The sequence below is a fragment of the Stenotrophomonas sp. 78350_Sma genome (assembly GCF_056482105.1).
The window spans coordinates 3,232,231-3,249,877 of record NZ_CM151182.1 but is presented as its reverse complement, the minus strand read 5'-3'; the positions used below and the strand labels follow the sequence as shown (position 1 = coordinate 3,249,877).

Sequence of the window (17,647 nt, the reverse complement as noted above, 5' to 3'; positions counted from 1 at the left end):
GATGAACAGGATTACCCATTACTTCAAGAGCCTGCTGCTGCTCGAACTGCTGGCGGGCCTCTGGCTGACGCTGAAGTACAGCTTCAAGCCGAAGTACACGATGATGTACCCGATGGAGAAGTTCCCGCAGTCGCCGCGCTTCCGTGGCCTGCACGCGCTGCGTCGTTATCCCAACGGCGAAGAGCGCTGCATTGCCTGCAAGCTGTGCGAAGCGGTGTGCCCGGCCCTGGCCATCACCATCGACTCGGCCAAGCGCGAGGACGGCACCCGCCGCACCACCCGCTACGACATCGACCTGTTCAAGTGCATCTTCTGCGGCTTCTGCGAAGAAAGCTGCCCGGTGGACTCGATCGTCGAAACCCACATCCTCGAGTACCACTTCGAGAACCGTGGCGAAAACATCGTTACCAAGCCGCAGCTGCTGGCCCTTGGCGATCGTCTCGAAAACGAGATCGCCGAGCGTCGTGCCGCCGATGCCGCTTACCGCTGAGGTCGAGAGATGGATTGGGTAAATATCGCTTTCTGGGTGTTCGCCATCGCGGCAACGGTTTCGGCCGGTGCGGTGATCAGCGTGCGCAACCCGGTGCATGCAGTGCTGTGCCTGGTGCTGACCTTCTTCTCCATTGCCTGCGTGTGGCTGCTGGTGGGCGCCGAGTTCCTCGGCGTGGCGCTGGTGCTGGTCTACGTCGGCGCGGTGATGGTGCTGTTCCTGTTCGTGGTGATGATGCTGGACATCGACCCCACCAAGATGCGTGAGGGGTGGGTGCGCTACCTGCCGGTCGGTCTGATCGTGGCGGTGGCGATGCTGGTGCAGATGCTGATCCTGATCGGCGTGAAGGGCAGGGCGGTCACCCCGTTCCCGGCCGACAACGCCGCTGCGGTCGCTGCCGACAGCTCCAACGTCACCTGGCTGGCGCGCACGCTGTTCACCGAATACCTGCTGCCGTTCGAGTTCGCCGCCGTCATCCTGACCGTGGCCGTGGTCGCCGCCGTGATGCTGACCCTGCGTCGCCGTACCGGCGTGAAGAGCCAGAACCCGGGTGAGCAGACCATGGTCAAGGCCGACCAGCGCCTGCGCATGGTCAAGATGGGCGCCGAAGCACCGGTCGTGCACAGCAACAGCAAGCCGGCCACCGGCGAGGAGACCCAGCCGTGATTACCCTTGGCCACATGCTTGCGCTTGGCGCGGTGCTGTTCGCCATCAGCCTGGCCGGCATCTTCCTCAACCGGAAGAACGTCATTGTCCTGCTGATGTCGATCGAGCTGATGCTGCTGTCGGTGAACATCAATTTCGTCGGCTTCTCGCGTCAGCTGGGCGATCCGTCCGGCCAGCTGTTCGTGTTCTTCATCCTGACCGTCGCCGCCGCGGAAGCCGCCATCGGCCTGGCGATCCTGGTGACCCTGTTCCGTACCCGCCGCACGATCAATGTCGGCGAAGTCGATTCGCTGAAGGGCTGATCCACAGATGGAAATCACTCTCTCCAAGAGTCTGTTGATCGCAGTGGTGCTTGCACCGCTGTTCGGCAGCATCATCGCCGGCCTGTTCGGTCGCCAGGTCAAGCGCTTCGGCGCGCAGACCATCACCATCCTCGGCGTCGCGGTAGCCTGCGGCCTGTCGATGTACACGTTCTACCAGCTGATGTGGGGCGGCGCGCAGCCGTTCAACCAGAACATCTACACGTTCTTCGAGGTTGGCCAGTATTCGGCCCATGTCGGCTTCATGGTCGACAAGCTGACCGCGATGATGATGGTGGTGGTGACCTTCGTGTCGCTGCTGGTCCACATCTACACGATCGGCTACATGCAGGACGATCCGGGCTACCAGCGGTTCTTCAGCTACATCTCGCTGTTCACCTTCTCGATGCTCACCCTGGTGATGAGCAACAACTTCCTGCAGCTGTTCTTCGGCTGGGAAGCGGTGGGCCTGGTGTCGTACCTGCTGATCGGCTTCTGGTTCAAGCGCCCGACCGCGATCTTCGCCAACATGAAGGCGTTCCTGGTCAACCGCGTCGGTGACTTCGGCTTCCTGCTGGGCATCGCCGGCGTGCTGTGGGTGTTCGGCACCCTGGACTACTCGCAGGTGTTCTCGCAGGCCGGCATGCTGGCTGACCCGCGCGCCCAGCTGCAGATCTGGGACGGCACCATCCTGGGCATGCAGCTGCTGAACGAGCCGGTGATCTGGTCGATCGCCACCGTCATCTGCATCTGCCTGTTCATCGGCGCCATGGGCAAGTCGGCCCAGGTCCCGCTGCACGTGTGGCTGCCGGACTCGATGGAAGGCCCGACCCCGATCTCGGCACTGATCCACGCCGCGACGATGGTGACCGCCGGTATCTTCATGGTCACCCGCATGTCGCCGCTGTTCGAGCTGTCGCAGACCGCGCTGAACTTCGTGCTGTTCATCGGTGCCACCACCGCGTTCTTCACCGGCCTGATCGGCATCGTGCAGAACGACATCAAGCGCGTCGTCGCGTACTCCACGCTGTCGCAGCTGGGCTACATGACCGTCGCCCTGGGCGTGTCGGCCTACTCGGCCGCCGTGTTCCACCTGATGACCCACGCCTTCTTCAAGGCCCTGCTGTTCCTGGGCGCCGGTTCGGTCATCATCGCGATGCACCACGAGCAGGACATGCGCAAGATGGGCGGCCTGCGCAAGTACATGCCGATCACCTTCATCACCATGTGGATCGGCACGCTTGCCCTGGTCGGCACGCCGTTCTTCTCCGGCTTCTACTCGAAGGACACCATCATCGAGGCGGCCGAGATCCACGCCCACATGCAGAACAGCTGGGTGGCCACCTATGGCTACTGGGCGGTGCTGGGTGGCGTGCTGGTGACCAGCTTCTACAGCTTCCGCCTGCTGTTCATGACCTTCCATGGCAAGGAGCGCTTCCGTGACGCGCATGATGACCATGGCCACGGCCATGACGATCACCATGCCGCAGATGCGCACCATGCCGATGCCCACCACGGCGATGCCCATGATGACCACGGCCATGGCCACGGTCCGCATGAGCCGCACGAAACCCCGTGGGTGGTGACCCTGCCGCTGATCCTGCTGGCCATCCCGTCGATCGCCATCGGTTTCTTCAGCATCGGTCCGATGCTGCACGGCACCGACTGGGCCGGCCACCATGCGCACGAGGCGATCAAGGGCCAGGCACAGACGTTCTTTACCGGCATCGTCGACTTCTACGATCCGGCCAAGAACACCGTCGCGTTCCTGGGTGAAGAGTTCCATGGCCCGGTCGCGTTCGCGCTGCACGGCATGATGCTGCCTCCGTTCTGGCTCACCCTGGCGGGCTTCCTGCTGGCCGCGTTGTTCTACCTGTGGAAGCCGGACCTGTCGGGCAAGGCGCGCAAGACCTTCGCCCCGATCGTTTCGGTGCTGGAAAACAAGTACGGCTTCGACAAGCTGTGGATCGATGGCTTTGCCGGTGGCAGCGTCAAGCTGGGCAAGGTCTCGCGCTGGATCGACAGCAACATCGTCGACGGCGTGGTCAATCTCTCGGCACGTGTTGTGGACGTTGCAGCCGGCGTGCTGCGTCGTACCCAATCCGGTTTCCTCTATCACTACGCCTTCGCGATGATCATCGGCCTGATTGCCCTGCTGGGCGTGCTGATGCATTACCTGCGTTGATGACCTGTACGGAATAAGAAGACGTGTCGAACTGGCCTCTACTCAGTGTCCTCATCTGGCTGCCGATCATTGGTGGCGCCCTGATCCTTGCGATCCGTGATGCACAGACTGCCCGTTGGGCGTCGCTGGGCGTCGCGGTGCTCACCTTCGTTGCAAGCCTCTCGCTGCTGAGCGGCTACAACGCGGGCATCGACGGTCTGCAGTTCGTCGAGACCCATGCGTGGATCCCGGCGTACAAGATCGGCTACAACCTGGGCGTGGACGGCATTGCCGTGGCGCTGATCCTGCTGACCACCCTGGTCAGCGTGCTTGCCCTGATCGGTGCCTGGAGCGCCATCGACAAGCGCGTGAACCAGTACGTGGCTGCCTTCCTGATCCTGGAAGGCGTCACCGTCGGCATCTTCGCCGCGACGGACGCGATGCTGTTCTACGTGTTCTTCGAAGCCATGCTGATCCCGATGTTCCTGATCATCGGTGTCTGGGGCGGCCCGCGCCGCATCTACGCTGCGCTGAAGTTCTTCCTGTACACCTTCCTCGGCTCGGTGCTGATGCTGGTGGCGCTGATCTACCTGTACATGAAGGGCGGCAGCTTCCAGCTGGCCGACCTGTACGCGCTGCCGCTGTCGGCCAAGGAACAGACCTGGATCTTCTTCGCCTTCCTGATCGCCTTCGCGGTCAAGGTGCCGATGTTCCCGGTCCACACCTGGCTGCCGGACGCCCACGTGGAAGCGCCGACCGCCGGTTCGGTGATCCTGGCCGCCATCGCCCTGAAGATCGGTGGCTACGGCTTCCTGCGCTTCAACCTGCCGATCGTCCCGGACGCGTCGCAGGAATGGGCCTGGCTGGTGATCGCGCTGTCGCTGATCGCGGTGATCTACGTCGGCCTGGTCGCCCTGGTGCAGGACGACATGAAGAAGCTGATCGCCTATTCGTCGATCGCGCACATGGGCTTCGTCACCCTGGGCACCTTCATCGCCCTGTGGCTGGTGCGTGAAGCCGGCAATGCCGATGCGGCCCGCCTGGGCCTGCAGGGCGCCATGGTGCAGATGATCTCGCACGGCTTCGTGTCCGGTGCGATGTTCTCCTGCGTCGGCGTGCTGTACGACCGCATGCACAGCCGCCGCATCGCCGATTACGGCGGCGTGGTCAATGTGATGCCGTGGTTCGCCACCTTCGCCATGCTGTTCTTCATGGCCAATGCGGGCCTGCCGGGCACCAGCGGTTTCGTCGGCGAGTTCATGGTCATCCTGTCGGCCTTCCAGCGTAATCCGTGGATCGCACTGGGTGCGGCCACCACCCTGATCATCGGCGCCGCCTACACCCTGTGGCTGTACAAGCGCATCTTCTTCGGCGAAGTGGCCAACAGCCACGTGGCCGAACTGAAGGACATCAACGGCCGCGAATGGCTGGTGCTGGGCGTGTTCGCCATCGGCGTGCTGGCCCTGGGCATCTACCCCAAGCCGCTGACCGACCTGATGGAGCCCTCGATCGCGAAGCTGGCGATGCAGATCGCATCCAGCAAGCTGCTGTAATTCCAGGATTTGATGATGACCACCTCGCCGCTGCTGCCATTGACCGCCGCTGACCTGCCACCGCTCGCTCCCGAGCTGGTGCTGATCGGCAGCGCCTTCGCCCTGATGATCCTCGACCTGTTCGTCAGCAACCGGAACAAGATCGTCACCCACCTGTTCTCGCTCGCTGCGCTGGCCGTGGTGCTGTTCATGCTGGCCACCGGCGTGGGCGGGCAGGGGGAGGTCTTCCATGGCATGTTCGTGCGCGATACCGCCGCGGACGTGATGAAGACCGGGATCGTGCTGCTCAGCGGCCTGACCCTGGTCTATGGCTGGCGCTACCTGCGTGACCGCAACCTGTTCCAGGGCGAGATCCCGGTGCTGATCCTGTTCGGCACCGCCGGCATGATGATCCTGGTTTCGGCCGGCAGCCTGCTGATGGTCTACCTGGGCCTGGAACTGCTGGCGCTGTGCTCCTACGCTCTGGTCGCCAGCAACCGCGAGAACGGCCTGGCCTCCGAGGCGGCGATGAAGTACATCGTGCTCGGCTCGCTGGCCTCGGGCCTGCTGCTGTACGGCATGTCGCTGATCTACGGCGCTACCGGCAGCCTGCATCTGGACGTCATCCGTGACGCCATCCCGCACTCGGAAGAGCGCGTGCTGCTGATCACCGGTGCGGTGTTCATGATCGCCGGCGTCGCCTTCAAGCTGGGTGCCGCGCCGTTCCACATGTGGCTGCCGGACGTGTACCAGGGTGCCCCGGCACCGATCGCACTGTTCATCAGCTCGGCGCCGAAGCTGGCCGCCTTCGGCATGGCCTACCGCCTGCTGGAAATGGGCGTGGGTCCGCTGTCGACCGAACTGCAGCTGCTGATTGCCGGCCTGGCCGCGGTCTCGCTGGTCATCGGCAACCTGATGGCCATCGCGCAGAGCAACCTCAAGCGCATGCTGGCGTTCTCCACCGTCTCGCACATCGGTTTCCTGCTGATGGGCATCGCCGGTGGTGGCGCGCAGGGCTATGCCGCTGCGCTGTTCTACGCACTGGCCTACGCCATCATGTCCACCGCCGCCTTCGGCGCGATCATCGCGCTGTCGCGTGCCGGCTTTGAAGCCGAGAACATCGAGGACTTCAAGGGCCTGAACGCCCGCAACCCGTGGATGGCCGGCCTGGTGCTGTGCATCATGGCGTCGCTGGCCGGCATCCCGCCGTTCCTGGGCTTCTGGACCAAGCTGGCGGTGCTGGGCGCAGCCGTCAATGGCGGCCTGCTGTGGCTGGCCATCCTCGGCGTGCTGTGCGCCGTGGTCGGCTGCTTCTACTACCTGCGCGTCATCAAGGTCATGTACTTCGATGAGCCGGTGGGCGAGGCCATGCCGCGCAGCAACGACCGCGTGCTGGGCGTGGTGCTGGGCGTGAATGCACTGGCGCTGCTGGCCCTGGGCCTGTCCTGGAACCCGATCATGCTGTGGTGCCAGAAGGCTTTTGCGCATCTTGCATAAAAGTTGACACAAAGCTGCGCGATTCGTGTAATATGCGCAGCCTGAGTTGTCACTGCAGCGGTTCAGCCAGAACATCGTTGCGGTAGCCCTCCTCGAAAGAGCAGGGCAGCAGTTCAAACACTTCCGGTGCGGGGTGGAGCAGTCTGGCAGCTCGTCGGGCTCATAACCCGAAGGTCGCAGGTTCAAATCCTGCCCCCGCTACCAACATCGAACCGGCGCCAACCGGGTTGATGAATGAGGGAAGGCTTGCATGTTTTGAAGCTATCACTCATAATTCCGCTTCTGATGCGGGGTGGAGCAGTCTGGCAGCTCGTCGGGCTCATAACCCGAAGGTCGCAGGTTCAAATCCTGCCCCCGCTACCAAGTAAAGAGATCGCCTTCGAAGTCCTGCTTCGAGGGCGTTTTTCTTTGGGGTGGTGCTCGATCCGCCGGGCCATGCCCGGCGAGCGCAGCGGACGTTTCGGGGTAGTCCCGCACCTTGCACCAGCGCGGTGCAGCCGCTATCATCAGCGGCCTAGCAGTACCCCTGAAGGCGGCCTCCCGGCGGGAGTCCGGACCCGGAAGGAGGGCCGCAACCGGCAGGCAATGCAGGTTGCAACCGGAATCCAGTCACCGGAGTCTTTCCGGAAAAGGGGCCCAGCGGGCCCTTTGTCGTTTCCGGGGCGTCATGTTTTCACGCCGGCCAAGGCCGGCACCCAACCAAGAGATCAAGGCAGGCTGTGAGCGACAAGGCAACCGACATCGCGAATCTGCTCGCCCCGACCGTTGTGTCGCTGGGCCTGGAGCTGCTGGGCGTTGAGTATCTGCCGGCCCCCGGCGGTGCGACCCTGCGCCTTTACATCGACGTGCCGCTGGCTGAACAGCCAGAGCGCATCATCAATGTCGACGACTGCGAGCGGGTCAGCCGCGAAGTGTCGGCGCAGCTGGACGTCGAAGACCCGATCAGCGGCAATTACACGCTGGAAGTGTCGTCGCCTGGCGTGGATCGCCCGCTGTTCAACCTGGAGCAGTTCGCTCGCCACCAGGGTGAATCGGCCAAGGTCACGCTGAAGCTGCCGCAGGACAACCGTCGTCGCCTGCAGGGCCGTATCGAGGCGACCGACGAGGCCGCAGGCACCATCACCTTCATCGTCGACAAGACCGAAGTGGTGGTGTCGGCCGACAACATCGACAAGGCACGGATCATGCCCGACTGGGTGGCGCTGGGGCTGGCCCCGAGCAAGCCGACCGGTCCGGCACCGAAGCGTCCGAAGCCGAACACGAATTCTTCTTCCAACGAGCCGGCGGCAAAGAAGCCGCGCGCGGAGTGAGCCAATGAGCAAGGAACTGTTGCTGGTAGTCGACGCGGTCGCCAACGAGAAGGGCGTGCCGCGTGAAGTGATCTTCGATGCCATCGAGGCCGCCCTGGCCTCGGCAGCGAAGAAGCGCTATCCCGACGAGGAAGTGCTGACCCGCGTGGTCATCGACCACAAGGATGGCAGCTACGAAACCTACCGCCGCTGGGAAGTGGTGGCCGATGACGTGGTCATGGAATCGCCGGACCGCCAGATCCGCCTGATGGACGCCGTCGATGAAGCCGAAGGCGTGGACGTCGGCGACTACATCGAAGAGCAGATCGAGAACCCGGACTTCGGCCGCATCGCTGCCCAGGCCGCCAAGCAGGTCATCGTCCAGCGCGTGCGCGAAGCCGAGCGCCAGCAGGTCGTGGATGCGTGGAAGGATCGCGTCGGCGAACTGATCACCGGTGTGGTCAAGCGCGCCGAGCGCGGCAACATCTATGTCGACCTCGGTGGCAATGCCGAAGGCTTCATCCCGAAGGACAAGGGCATCCCGCGCGACGTGCTGCGCGCCGGCGACCGCGTGCGCGGCTACCTGGCCGAAGTCCGTTCGGAACCGCGTGGCCCGCAGCTGTTCATCAGCCGTGCCGCTCCGGAATTCATGATCGAGCTGTTCAAGCTGGAAGTGCCGGAAGTCGGCCAGGGCCTGGTGGAAATCAAGGCCTGTGCCCGCGATCCGGGCGACCGCGCCAAGATCGCCGTGCTGGCCCACGACCAGCGCACCGATCCGATCGGCGCCTGCATCGGCATGCGCGGTTCGCGCGTGCAGGCCGTGTCCAACGAGCTCAATGGCGAGCGCGTGGACATCGTGCTGTGGAACGACAACCCGGCCAACTTCGTCATCAACGCGATGGCGCCGGCCGAAGTGCAGTCGATCATCGTCGATGAAGACAAGCACTCGATGGACCTGGCTGTCGCTGAAGACCGCCTGGCCCAGGCGATCGGCAAGGGCGGCCAGAACGTGCGCCTGGCCAGCCGCCTGACCGGATGGCAGCTCAATGTGATGACCCAGGACCAGGTCACTGCCAAGTCGGAAGCCGAGCAGGCTTCGGCCCGCCAGTTGTTCATGGACAAGCTGGAAGTGGACGAAGAGATCGCCGGCATCCTGGTCAGCGAAGGCTTCGGCACCGTCGAGGAAATCGCTTATGTCCCGGTCGGCGAACTGCTGGCCGTGGAAGGTTTCGACGAAGACATCGTCGAAGAGCTGCGCGCTCGTGCCCGCGATGCGCTGCTCAATGAGGCCCTGGCAGTCGAGGAAGGCCTTGAAGACGGCCAGCCGGCGCAGGACCTGCTGTCCCTGAAGGGCATGGACGAAGCCACCGCATATGCGCTGGCCGGCCACGGCGTGCGTACCAGTGAGGACCTGTCCGACCTGGCCGCCGACGAGGTCATGGACTTCGGCATCGAAGGACTGGATCAGGCGCGCGCCGCTGCGCTGATCCTGGCCGCCCGTGCCGAAGAGATCGCCCGACTGGAACGCGGCGAATGAGCCGGCAATGAACAGGGCCCTGAGCCGCTCAGGGCGTAGAATCCGCGCCACCTCCAGATGCGGGGGGGCGCCCACAAGATCATAGGATCCGAATGTCGCAGCAAACCACCATCCGCAAGCTTGCCGAACTGGTCAACACGCCGGTCGAAAAACTGCTGGAACAGCTGGCCGGTGCCGGCATGAAGTTCAGCGGTCCCGACCAGGTCGTGACCAGCTCCGAGAAGGTGAAGCTCCTGGGCTTCCTTCGTCGTTCGCACGGCAAGCCCGAGCAGGCCCCGGAAGAGACCGATCAGTCTGCAAAGAAGATCACGCTCAACCGCCGGAAGCAGCAGGAAGTGACGGTCAATTCCGGTCGCAGCAAGACGACCGTGAATGTCGAGGTCCGCCAGAAGCGGACCTACGTCAAGGATGGTGCGCGCGCCATGACGCCGGACGAAGAGCGCGCCGACATCCTGCGCAAGCTGGAAGAGTCGCGTGCCCGCAACCTCGCCGAACAGCAGGCCCTGGCCGAGAAGGATCGTCTGCGCGACGAAGCCATCGTCCGTGCCCGTGAGGAAGAGGTTGCGGCCAAGGAGCGCGCAGAGGCCGAGAAGAAGGCCGCCGAGGAAGCTGCGGCCGCCGCCAAGGCCGCCGAGGCGCTGGCTGCCAGCAAGCCCAAGCGTGCTCCGATCGATGAAACCGCACCGCGCCCGCCGCGTGCTCCGGCTGCCGCTGCGGCTGCGCCGCGCAGTGCACCGCCGCCGCGCAACGACGACCGCAACAACCGCAGCGCGCCGCGCAACGAGCGTGGCCCGGGCGACCGTTTCGCCGGCCAGATGCACCTGTCGGCTGCCGACCGCGCGCGTCGTGGCAACAGCAACAACAGCAACACCCGGGGTCGTCCGGGCGGGCGCAACCAGGCCGGTGGCCGTCGCGACATGTCGCGCGGTGGCAACAATGCCGGTCCGCACGCCTTCGAGCGTCCGACCGCGCCGGTGGTGCGTGAAGTGGCGATCGGCGACACGATCACCGTGGCCGACCTGGCGCAGAAGCTCGCGCTGAAGGGCGGTGAGGTGGTCAAGGCGCTGTTCAAGATGGGCGTGATGGCCACCATCACCCAGTCCATCGACCATGACACCGCCGCGCTGGTGACCGAAGAACTCGGCCACAAGGCGATCCGTGCCAACGACAACGACGCCGAAGACGCACTGCTGGCCTCGACCGGTGAAAACCAGGGCGAAGCTACCCAGCGTCCGCCGGTGGTCACCATCATGGGCCACGTCGACCACGGCAAGACCTCGCTGCTGGATTACATCCGCCGCACCAAGGTCGCCACCGGCGAAGCCGGCGGCATCACCCAGCACATCGGTGCCTACCACGTGGATACGCCGAAGGGCGTGATCAGCTTCCTGGATACCCCGGGCCATGCTGCCTTCACCTCGATGCGTGCCCGCGGTGCCAAGCTGACCGATATCGTGGTGCTGGTCGTGGCCGCCGATGACGGCGTCATGCCGCAGACCAAGGAAGCGATCCAGCACGCCCGTTCGGCGGGTGTGCCGCTGATCGTGGCGATCAACAAGATCGACAAGTCCGACGCCGACCCGATGCGGGTCAAGAACGAACTGCTGTCCGAGCAGGTCGTGGCCGAAGATTTCGGTGGTGATACCCAGATGGTGGAGATCTCGGCCAAGACCGGCCTGGGCATCGACGACCTGCTGGACGCCATCTCGATCCAGGCCGAACTGCTGGAACTGAAGGCCGTCGACGAAGGCCGCGCCTCGGGCGTGGTGATCGAATCGTCGCTGGACAAGGGCCGCGGCCCGGTCGCGACCGTGCTGGTGCAGCAGGGCCGCCTGAAGAAGGGCGACTACCTGGTGTGCGGCATCCAGTACGGCCGCGTGCGTGCGCTGTTCGACGAAACCGGCAAGCAGCCGGAGTTCGCCGGCCCGTCCATCCCGGTGCAGGTCCTGGGCCTGTCCGGCGTGCCGGAAGCCGGTGACGACTTCGTGGTCGTCGAGGACGAGCGCCTGGCCAAGGACGTTGCCCAGCAGCGTGAGACCAAGCGCCGCGAATCGCGCCTGGTCGCCACCGCTGGCAGCCGTATGGAAGACATCATGGCGACCCTGGGCAAGGGCGAGGGCCAGCAGGTTCTCAACCTGGTCATCAAGGCCGACGTGCAGGGTTCGGTGCAGGCCCTGAGCCAGGCACTGGTCGCGCTGTCCAACGAAGACATCCGCATCAACGTGATTCACTCCGGCGTGGGCGGCATCACCGAATCGGACGCCAACTCGGCGGCCGCTTCGAAGGCCACCGTCATCGGCTTCAACGTGCGTGCGGATGCTTCGGCCCGTCGCATCATCGAATCCAACGGCGTGGACCTGCGTTACTTCTCGATCATCTATGACGTGATCGATCAGGTGAAGCAGGTAGCCTCCGGTCTGCTGGGCGTGGAGATCCGCGAAGAGATCATCGGTATCGCCGAGGTCCGCGACGTGTTCCGCAGCTCCAAGCTGGGCGCCGTTGCCGGCTCGATGGTCATCGAGGGCGTGGTCAAGCGCAACAAGCCGATCCGCGTCCTGCGCGACAGCGTGGTGATCTTCGAAGGCGAGCTGGAATCGCTGCGCCGCTTCAAGGAAAACGTCGAGGAAGTCCGCAACGGTACCGAATGCGGTATCGCGGTGAAGGCCTACAACGACGTCAAGCCGGGTGACCAGATCGAGTGCTTCGAGCGTATCGAAGTGCCGCGCACCCTGTAATGCTGCATCGGACCGGCCCTCACGGGCCGGTCCCCCTTGGTGGGGCCCGACCTTGGTCGGGCCGCTCCTCCTGGTAGGGCCCGACCTTGGTCGGGTCACATTTGAATCGAGAGCCCGACCGCGTGCCCAAGACTTTCCATCGAACCGACCGTGTCTCCGCCCAGCTGCGCCGTGAACTCGGCACCCTGGTGCACAACGCCGTGCGCGAGCACGGGTTGCCCTCGGTGAGCGTGTCCGACGTGGAAATCACCCGCGACATGGCCCATGCCAAGGTATTCGTCACCGCGCTGATGCCGGAGCGTTCGGCCGAGGCCGTGGCCGGCCTGAAGGAGCTGGGCTACCGCCTGCGCATGGACCTGGCACGCGCGATGAAGCTGCGCCACGTGCCGGAGCTGCATTTCCACTACGACGATTCGGTCGACCGTGGTGAGCACATCGACAACATCCTGCGCGACCTGCCCGATACGCTGGCCGCGGAGAAGCGCCGCGAGAGCGACGAAGAATAACCGCGCGACGCCGGGCATGCCCGGCGTTGTTGCATTCCGGCTGTGCGATGTCTGATGCAGACCGCGCTGCGCGCTCGCCGGGCATGGCCCGGCGCTACCCGTACCTGTCATGACCCGAATTCAGTTCCGCCGCCTGGATGGCATCCTGCTGCTCGACAAGTCGACCGGCATGAGCTCCAACGCCGCCCTGCAGGTGGCCCGTCGCCTGTTCCGCGCCGAGAAGGGCGGCCACACCGGCAGCCTCGACCCGTTGGCCACCGGCCTGCTGCCGCTGTGCTTCGGCGAGGCGACCAAGATTGCCGGCCTGCTGCTCGGCTCGGCCAAAGCCTACGACGCCGAGATCGTGCTGGGACAGACCACCGATACCGATGACGCCGAAGGCCAGGTGCTGCTGCAGCGCCCGGTGCCGGCCATCAGTGCCGAGGCGCTGCAGGCCGCACTGGCGCCGCTGACCGGCAACATCCGCCAGCGTGCCCCGATCTATTCGGCGCTGAAGCAGGGCGGTGAGCCGCTGTATGTGAAGGCCCGCCGTGGCGATGTCATCGAAGCGCCGGAACGCGAGGTCCAGGTGCATGCCATCGCGGTGCTGGAGCAGCAGCCGGAACGGCTGCGCCTGCGCGTGACCTGCGGCTCGGGTACCTATATCCGCAGCCTGGCCCGCGATCTGGGCGAGGTGCTGGGCTGTGGCGCCCATATCAGCGCGCTGCGCCGGCTCTGGGTGGAGCCGTTCCGCGAACCTGCCATGGTCACCCTGGACCAGCTGCGGGCAATGGTCGAGGCCGGCGACGAGGCGGGCATGGACGCGCTGCTGCTGCCGCTGGCGGCCGGGCTGGCGGAATACCCGCGGGTCGACCTCGATGCGGACCAGACCCACCGCTTCTGCGTTGGCCAGCGCCAGCGCGACCCGTCCTGGCCGCATGGCCTGGTCGCCGTGTTTGGTCCGGACGATGCTGTCCAGGGGCTCGGGCAGGTCGATGACAGCGGGCTGCTGGCCCCGCAGCGCCGCTTCAACCTCTGAACCGGGCAGGGCGGTTCAGCACCGGACCTTGTTCCCGGCCCCCCCGACCGTTACAATTTCGCGGCCGTTTTCCGGCAGCCTGCCTCGCGCAGGTTTCATCCTCGTAGTCCACGGCGAGCCTGGCGGTGCGCGAAGCGCGTTCCTGCCGGCCACGCATCACAGAGAAAAAAGAAATGTCGATCGACACCCAGAAGGTCATTGAAGACAACAAGCGCAGCTCGGCTGACACCGGCTCCCCGGAAGTCCAGGTTGCCCTGCTGACCGCCCGCATTGAACTGCTGACCGGCCACTTCAAGACCCACAAGAAGGACCACCACAGCCGCCGCGGCCTGCTGCAGATGGTCAACCGCCGTCGCAGCCTGCTCGACTACCTGAAGAAGAAGGACGTCGAGCGTTACAAGGCCCTGATTGAAAAGCTTGGCCTGCGTCGCTAAGCAACGAATCCCCCGCGGCGCAGCGATGCGCCGCGGTTTTGTTTTGTAGCACCGCAATCCCCGATTCAGGCCGGAACGATCCGGCCACCCGCTGGCGGCAAGGGTCGCCGACGGTCCAAATTCGCAGACAGCATCCCCAAGGACACCCTCCGTGGCAAAAATCACCAAAACCTTCCAGTACGGCAAGCACACCGTCACGCTCGAGACCGGCGAAGTCGCCCGTCAGGCCAGCGGTGCCGTCATCGTCAAGATGGACGACACCGTACTGCTGGTCACCGCCGTCGCCGCCAAGAGCGCGCGCGAAGGCCAGGACTTCTTCCCGCTGACCGTCGATTATCAGGAAAAGTTCTACGCCGGCGGCCGTATCCCGGGTGGTTTCTTCAAGCGTGAAGGCCGTGCGACCGAGAAGGAAACCCTGATCTCGCGTCTGATCGACCGTCCGATCCGCCCGCTGTTCCCGGAAGACTACAAGAACGAAGTGCAGATCATCGCCACGGTCATGTCGCTGAACCCGGACGTGGACGGCGACATCCCGGCCCTGATCGGCGCCTCGGCTGCCCTGGCCCTGGCCGGCACCCCGTTCATGGGTCCGATCGGCGCTGCCAAGGTCGGTTACAAGAACGGCGAGTACATCCTGAACCCGACCGTCAGCGAACTGGCTGACTCGCAGCTGGAGCTGGTCGTCGCCGGTACCTCCAACGCCGTGCTGATGGTCGAATCCGAAGCCGCGCTGCTGTCCGAAGAAGTGATGCTGGGCGCCGTGACCTTCGGTCACCGCGAAATGCAGAAGGTCATCAACGCGATCAACGAGCTGACCGTCGAAGCCGGCACCAAGCCGTCGACCTGGGAAGCCCCGGCCAAGAACGACGCGCTGATCTCCGCCCTGAAGGAAGCCATCGGCCCGCGCCTGGGCGAAGCCTTCCAGGTGCGCGACAAGCTGCAGCGCCGCGACGCCATCTCGGCGATCAAGAAGGACGTGGTCGAAACCCTGGCTGGCCGCGTGGCTGCCGAGGGCTGGAACCCGGCCGAGCTGTCGAAGGAATTCGGCGAGCTGGAATACCGCACCATGCGTGACTCGGTGCTGGACACCAAGGTCCGCATCGACGGCCGTGCGCTGGACACCGTCCGCCCGATCGCCGTGAAGACCGGCGTGCTGCCGCGTACCCACGGTTCCTCGCTGTTCACCCGCGGCGAAACCCAGGCCATCGTGACCATCACCCTGGGCACTGCCCGTGACGGCCAGGTCATCGACGCCGTTGCCGGTGAGTACAAGGAAAACTTCCTGTTCCACTACAACTTCCCCCCGTTCTCGGTGGGTGAGTGCGGCCGCATGATGGGCCCGAAGCGCCGCGAAATCGGCCACGGTCGCCTGGCCAAGCGCGGCGTGCTGGCTGTCATGCCGTCGCTGGAAGCCTTCCCGTACACCATCCGCGTCGTCTCGGAAATCACCGAGTCGAACGGTTCCTCGTCGATGGCCTCGGTCTGCGGTTCCTCGCTGGCCCTGATGGACGCCGGCGTGCCGGTGAAGGCGCCGGTTGCCGGTATCGCCATGGGCCTGGTCAAGGAAGGCGAGCGCTTCGTCGTCCTGTCCGACATCCTGGGTGACGAAGATCACCTGGGCGACATGGACTTCAAGGTGGCCGGTACCGCTGAGGGCATCTCTGCCCTGCAGATGGACATCAAGATCGAAGGCATCACCGAAGAGATCATGAAGCAGGCCCTGCAGCAGGCCAAGGCTGGCCGTCTGCACATCCTGGGCGAAATGGCCCACGGCCTGACCGCTCCGCGTGAAGAGCTGTCGGACTACGCGCCGCGCCTGCTGACCATCAAGATCCACCCGGACAAGATCCGCGAAGTGATCGGCAAGGGTGGTTCGACCATCCAGGCCATCACCAAGGAAACCGGCACGCAGATCGACATCCAGGATGACGGCACCATCGTCATCGCTTCGGTCAACGCCATCGCTGCCCAGGCCGCCAAGGCCCGCATCGAGCAGATCACCTCGGACGTCGAGCCGGGCCGCATCTACGAAGGCAAGGTCGCCAAGATCATGGACTTCGGTGCGTTCGTCACCATCCTGCCGGGCAAGGACGGCCTGGTCCACGTGTCGCAGATCTCCAGCGACCGCGTCGAGAAGGTCGGCGACGTGCTGAAGGAAGGCGATGTGGTCAAGGTCAAGGTGCTGGAAGTCGACAAGCAGGGCCGTATCCGCCTGTCGATGAAGGCCGTGGAAGAAGGCGACGCCGTCAGCGCCGAGTAATCGGCGGTGGGTGTCAACCTTGGTTGACACGCTCCTGGAATCGCTGAAATGAAAAAGCGGGCTTCGGCCCGCTTTTTCTTTGCCTGCCGCCATCAGGTAGCGCCGGGCCATGCCCGGCGGGGCAGCTACGCTTTCTCGTCTTCCTCCTCCCCCAGCCACCACACCTGACCCGGCTCGGGGTCACTCAGCGGATGCTCTCGCTGTTCGATGGCCTCCAGCACGCGTCCCGGGGCCGCGGCGGTCCACGTCGCCAGCAGCTTCTCCACCGCAGCCCGGCCCTGCGCGGCAATGCCCAGATCTCGCCCGCGCGCCCAGGTACCTTCTTCGACGGCCTCTGCATCGTCTTCATGTTGATGCGGGGTGCCATAGCTGCAGCGGCGGCACAGCCGGCGCACGGTCGCGGTCCAGTCCTCGACCATGCCGATGCCGGGCAGGTTCATGGCCCCCAGGGCAGTGATGTCGTCGGCTGAATCGCACTGCACGAACACGGTGAAGGTCGCCATGTCCGATGACTGCAGGCGCTGCAGTGCATTGAACACCGGCACCTCGTGTTCGCCGTACGTACGGCGGCCGGTCGATGCGCCGTCATGCAGCACGATGTCGCCGAAGCGGAAGCCGCTTTCGGGCAGCGGTACGTTGTCGATGCGTGCACGCACCGGATCAATGCGGCTCATGTACACCACTTCGGCGCCGGACCACGGCGCCAGGCGCATGCAGGCCACGCCGAAGTTGCCCTCGATCGGGCCTTCGCCCTCGGGCAGGGTGATGCCACAGCGGGTCCACTGGCGTCGTGCTTCGGCCCAGTCCGCCATGCCGGTGGCCGCGATTCCGGCATTCCACGCGGTGGCGACATCGAATTCCCCGCGCAGCTGCTCCGATTGGAGGTTGTCCTGCAGCGACGCCGGCCAGTCGCGCAGGTACTTGTGCGCCAGCCCGCGCATGTAGTGCAGGTAAGGCACCTCGGGAGCGATGGCGATCAGTTCGCCGAACAGCTCCACCGCCTGCGGCAGGTCGCCTTCGTGGAATGCGTCGTAGGCGCGCGCTTCCAGTATCTGGTGTTCGTCGAGGGATGCGCCGTCCAGCAGGTCGCCGTCGGGAGTGGTGTCGTGATCGGTGCTCATGTCCATGTGCGGTTGAAGATCCGCGGCCACCATAGCCGATGCAGGGGAGCCGGTGCGCTGCGTCGGTGCGTGTCCTGCTGCAATGCATGATGGCAGCGG

The 17,647-nt window shown here is 64.9% G+C and carries 14 protein-coding genes and 2 tRNA genes; 15 read left to right on the top strand and 1 reads right to left on the bottom strand.

Annotated features, from left to right (window positions below):
• The first annotated feature begins 1 nt into the window (after position 1).
• The 15 genes from nuoI (at position 2) to pnp (ending at position 16,427) form a co-directional block, all read left to right on the top strand.
• Positions 2-490, top strand: coding sequence for an NADH-quinone oxidoreductase subunit NuoI (gene nuoI / locus ACZK4H_RS15155; protein WP_005410456.1), 489 nt, complete (start codon positions 2-4; stop codon positions 488-490).
• 9 nt (positions 491-499) lie between these two features.
• A complete protein-coding gene (locus tag ACZK4H_RS15150; RefSeq protein ID WP_099551932.1) occupies positions 500-1,156 on the top strand; it encodes an NADH-quinone oxidoreductase subunit J in 657 nt (218 codons plus the stop codon).
• Positions 1,153-1,458, top strand: a complete 306-nt coding sequence (gene nuoK, locus ACZK4H_RS15145) for an NADH-quinone oxidoreductase subunit NuoK (RefSeq protein ID WP_005410454.1) — start codon at positions 1,153-1,155, stop codon at positions 1,456-1,458. Before ACZK4H_RS15150 ends, nuoK begins: the two co-directional genes overlap by 4 nt.
• Before the next feature lie 7 nt (positions 1,459-1,465).
• Positions 1,466-3,640 (top strand): NADH-quinone oxidoreductase subunit L, encoded by a 2,175-nt coding sequence (gene nuoL, locus ACZK4H_RS15140; protein WP_099551931.1) that lies wholly within the window; start codon positions 1,466-1,468, stop codon positions 3,638-3,640.
• A gap of 23 nt (positions 3,641-3,663) precedes the next feature.
• A complete protein-coding gene (locus tag ACZK4H_RS15135) occupies positions 3,664-5,172 on the top strand; it encodes an NADH-quinone oxidoreductase subunit M (RefSeq protein WP_005410452.1) in 1,509 nt (502 codons plus the stop codon).
• A 15-nt stretch (positions 5,173-5,187) separates the two neighbouring features.
• Positions 5,188-6,648, top strand: a complete 1,461-nt coding sequence (gene nuoN, locus ACZK4H_RS15130; protein WP_099551930.1) for an NADH-quinone oxidoreductase subunit NuoN — start codon at positions 5,188-5,190, stop codon at positions 6,646-6,648.
• 127 nt (positions 6,649-6,775) lie between these two features.
• A tRNA-Met gene (locus tag ACZK4H_RS15125) sits at positions 6,776-6,852 on the top strand.
• 82 nt (positions 6,853-6,934) lie between these two features.
• A tRNA-Met gene (locus ACZK4H_RS15120) sits at positions 6,935-7,011 on the top strand.
• 356 nt (positions 7,012-7,367) lie between these two features.
• Positions 7,368-7,958: a ribosome maturation factor RimP gene (gene rimP / locus ACZK4H_RS15115; RefSeq protein ID WP_005410450.1), complete on the top strand. Its 591-nt coding sequence runs from the start codon at positions 7,368-7,370 to the stop codon at positions 7,956-7,958.
• A gap of 4 nt (positions 7,959-7,962) precedes the next feature.
• Positions 7,963-9,474: a transcription termination factor NusA gene (gene nusA / locus ACZK4H_RS15110; RefSeq protein ID WP_006458580.1), complete on the top strand. Its 1,512-nt coding sequence runs from the start codon at positions 7,963-7,965 to the stop codon at positions 9,472-9,474.
• 92 nt (positions 9,475-9,566) lie between these two features.
• Complete coding sequence (gene infB, locus ACZK4H_RS15105; RefSeq protein WP_099551929.1) at positions 9,567-12,209, top strand: translation initiation factor IF-2; 2,643 nt, start codon at positions 9,567-9,569, stop codon at positions 12,207-12,209.
• A gap of 122 nt (positions 12,210-12,331) precedes the next feature.
• Entirely contained in the window at positions 12,332-12,715 is a 384-nt protein-coding gene (gene rbfA / locus ACZK4H_RS15100; RefSeq protein ID WP_005410447.1) for a 30S ribosome-binding factor RbfA, read from the top strand.
• A gap of 109 nt (positions 12,716-12,824) precedes the next feature.
• Entirely contained in the window at positions 12,825-13,733 is a 909-nt protein-coding gene (gene truB, locus ACZK4H_RS15095) for a tRNA pseudouridine(55) synthase TruB (RefSeq protein WP_099551928.1), read from the top strand.
• Positions 13,734-13,906: 173 nt separating this feature from the next.
• Positions 13,907-14,167, top strand: a complete 261-nt coding sequence (rpsO, locus tag ACZK4H_RS15090; RefSeq protein WP_005410445.1) for a 30S ribosomal protein S15 — start codon at positions 13,907-13,909, stop codon at positions 14,165-14,167.
• A gap of 151 nt (positions 14,168-14,318) precedes the next feature.
• Complete coding sequence (gene pnp, locus ACZK4H_RS15085) at positions 14,319-16,427, top strand: polyribonucleotide nucleotidyltransferase (RefSeq protein ID WP_032128652.1); 2,109 nt, start codon at positions 14,319-14,321, stop codon at positions 16,425-16,427.
• A 125-nt stretch (positions 16,428-16,552) separates the two neighbouring features.
• Here pnp and ACZK4H_RS15080 read toward each other — a convergent pair whose 3' ends face one another.
• Positions 16,553-17,548 carry a tetratricopeptide repeat protein gene (locus ACZK4H_RS15080; RefSeq protein ID WP_239503786.1) on the bottom strand — a complete coding sequence of 332 codons (996 nt, stop codon included), beginning with the start codon at positions 17,546-17,548 and terminating at the stop codon, positions 16,553-16,555.
• Positions 17,549-17,647: the final 99 nt, after the last annotated feature.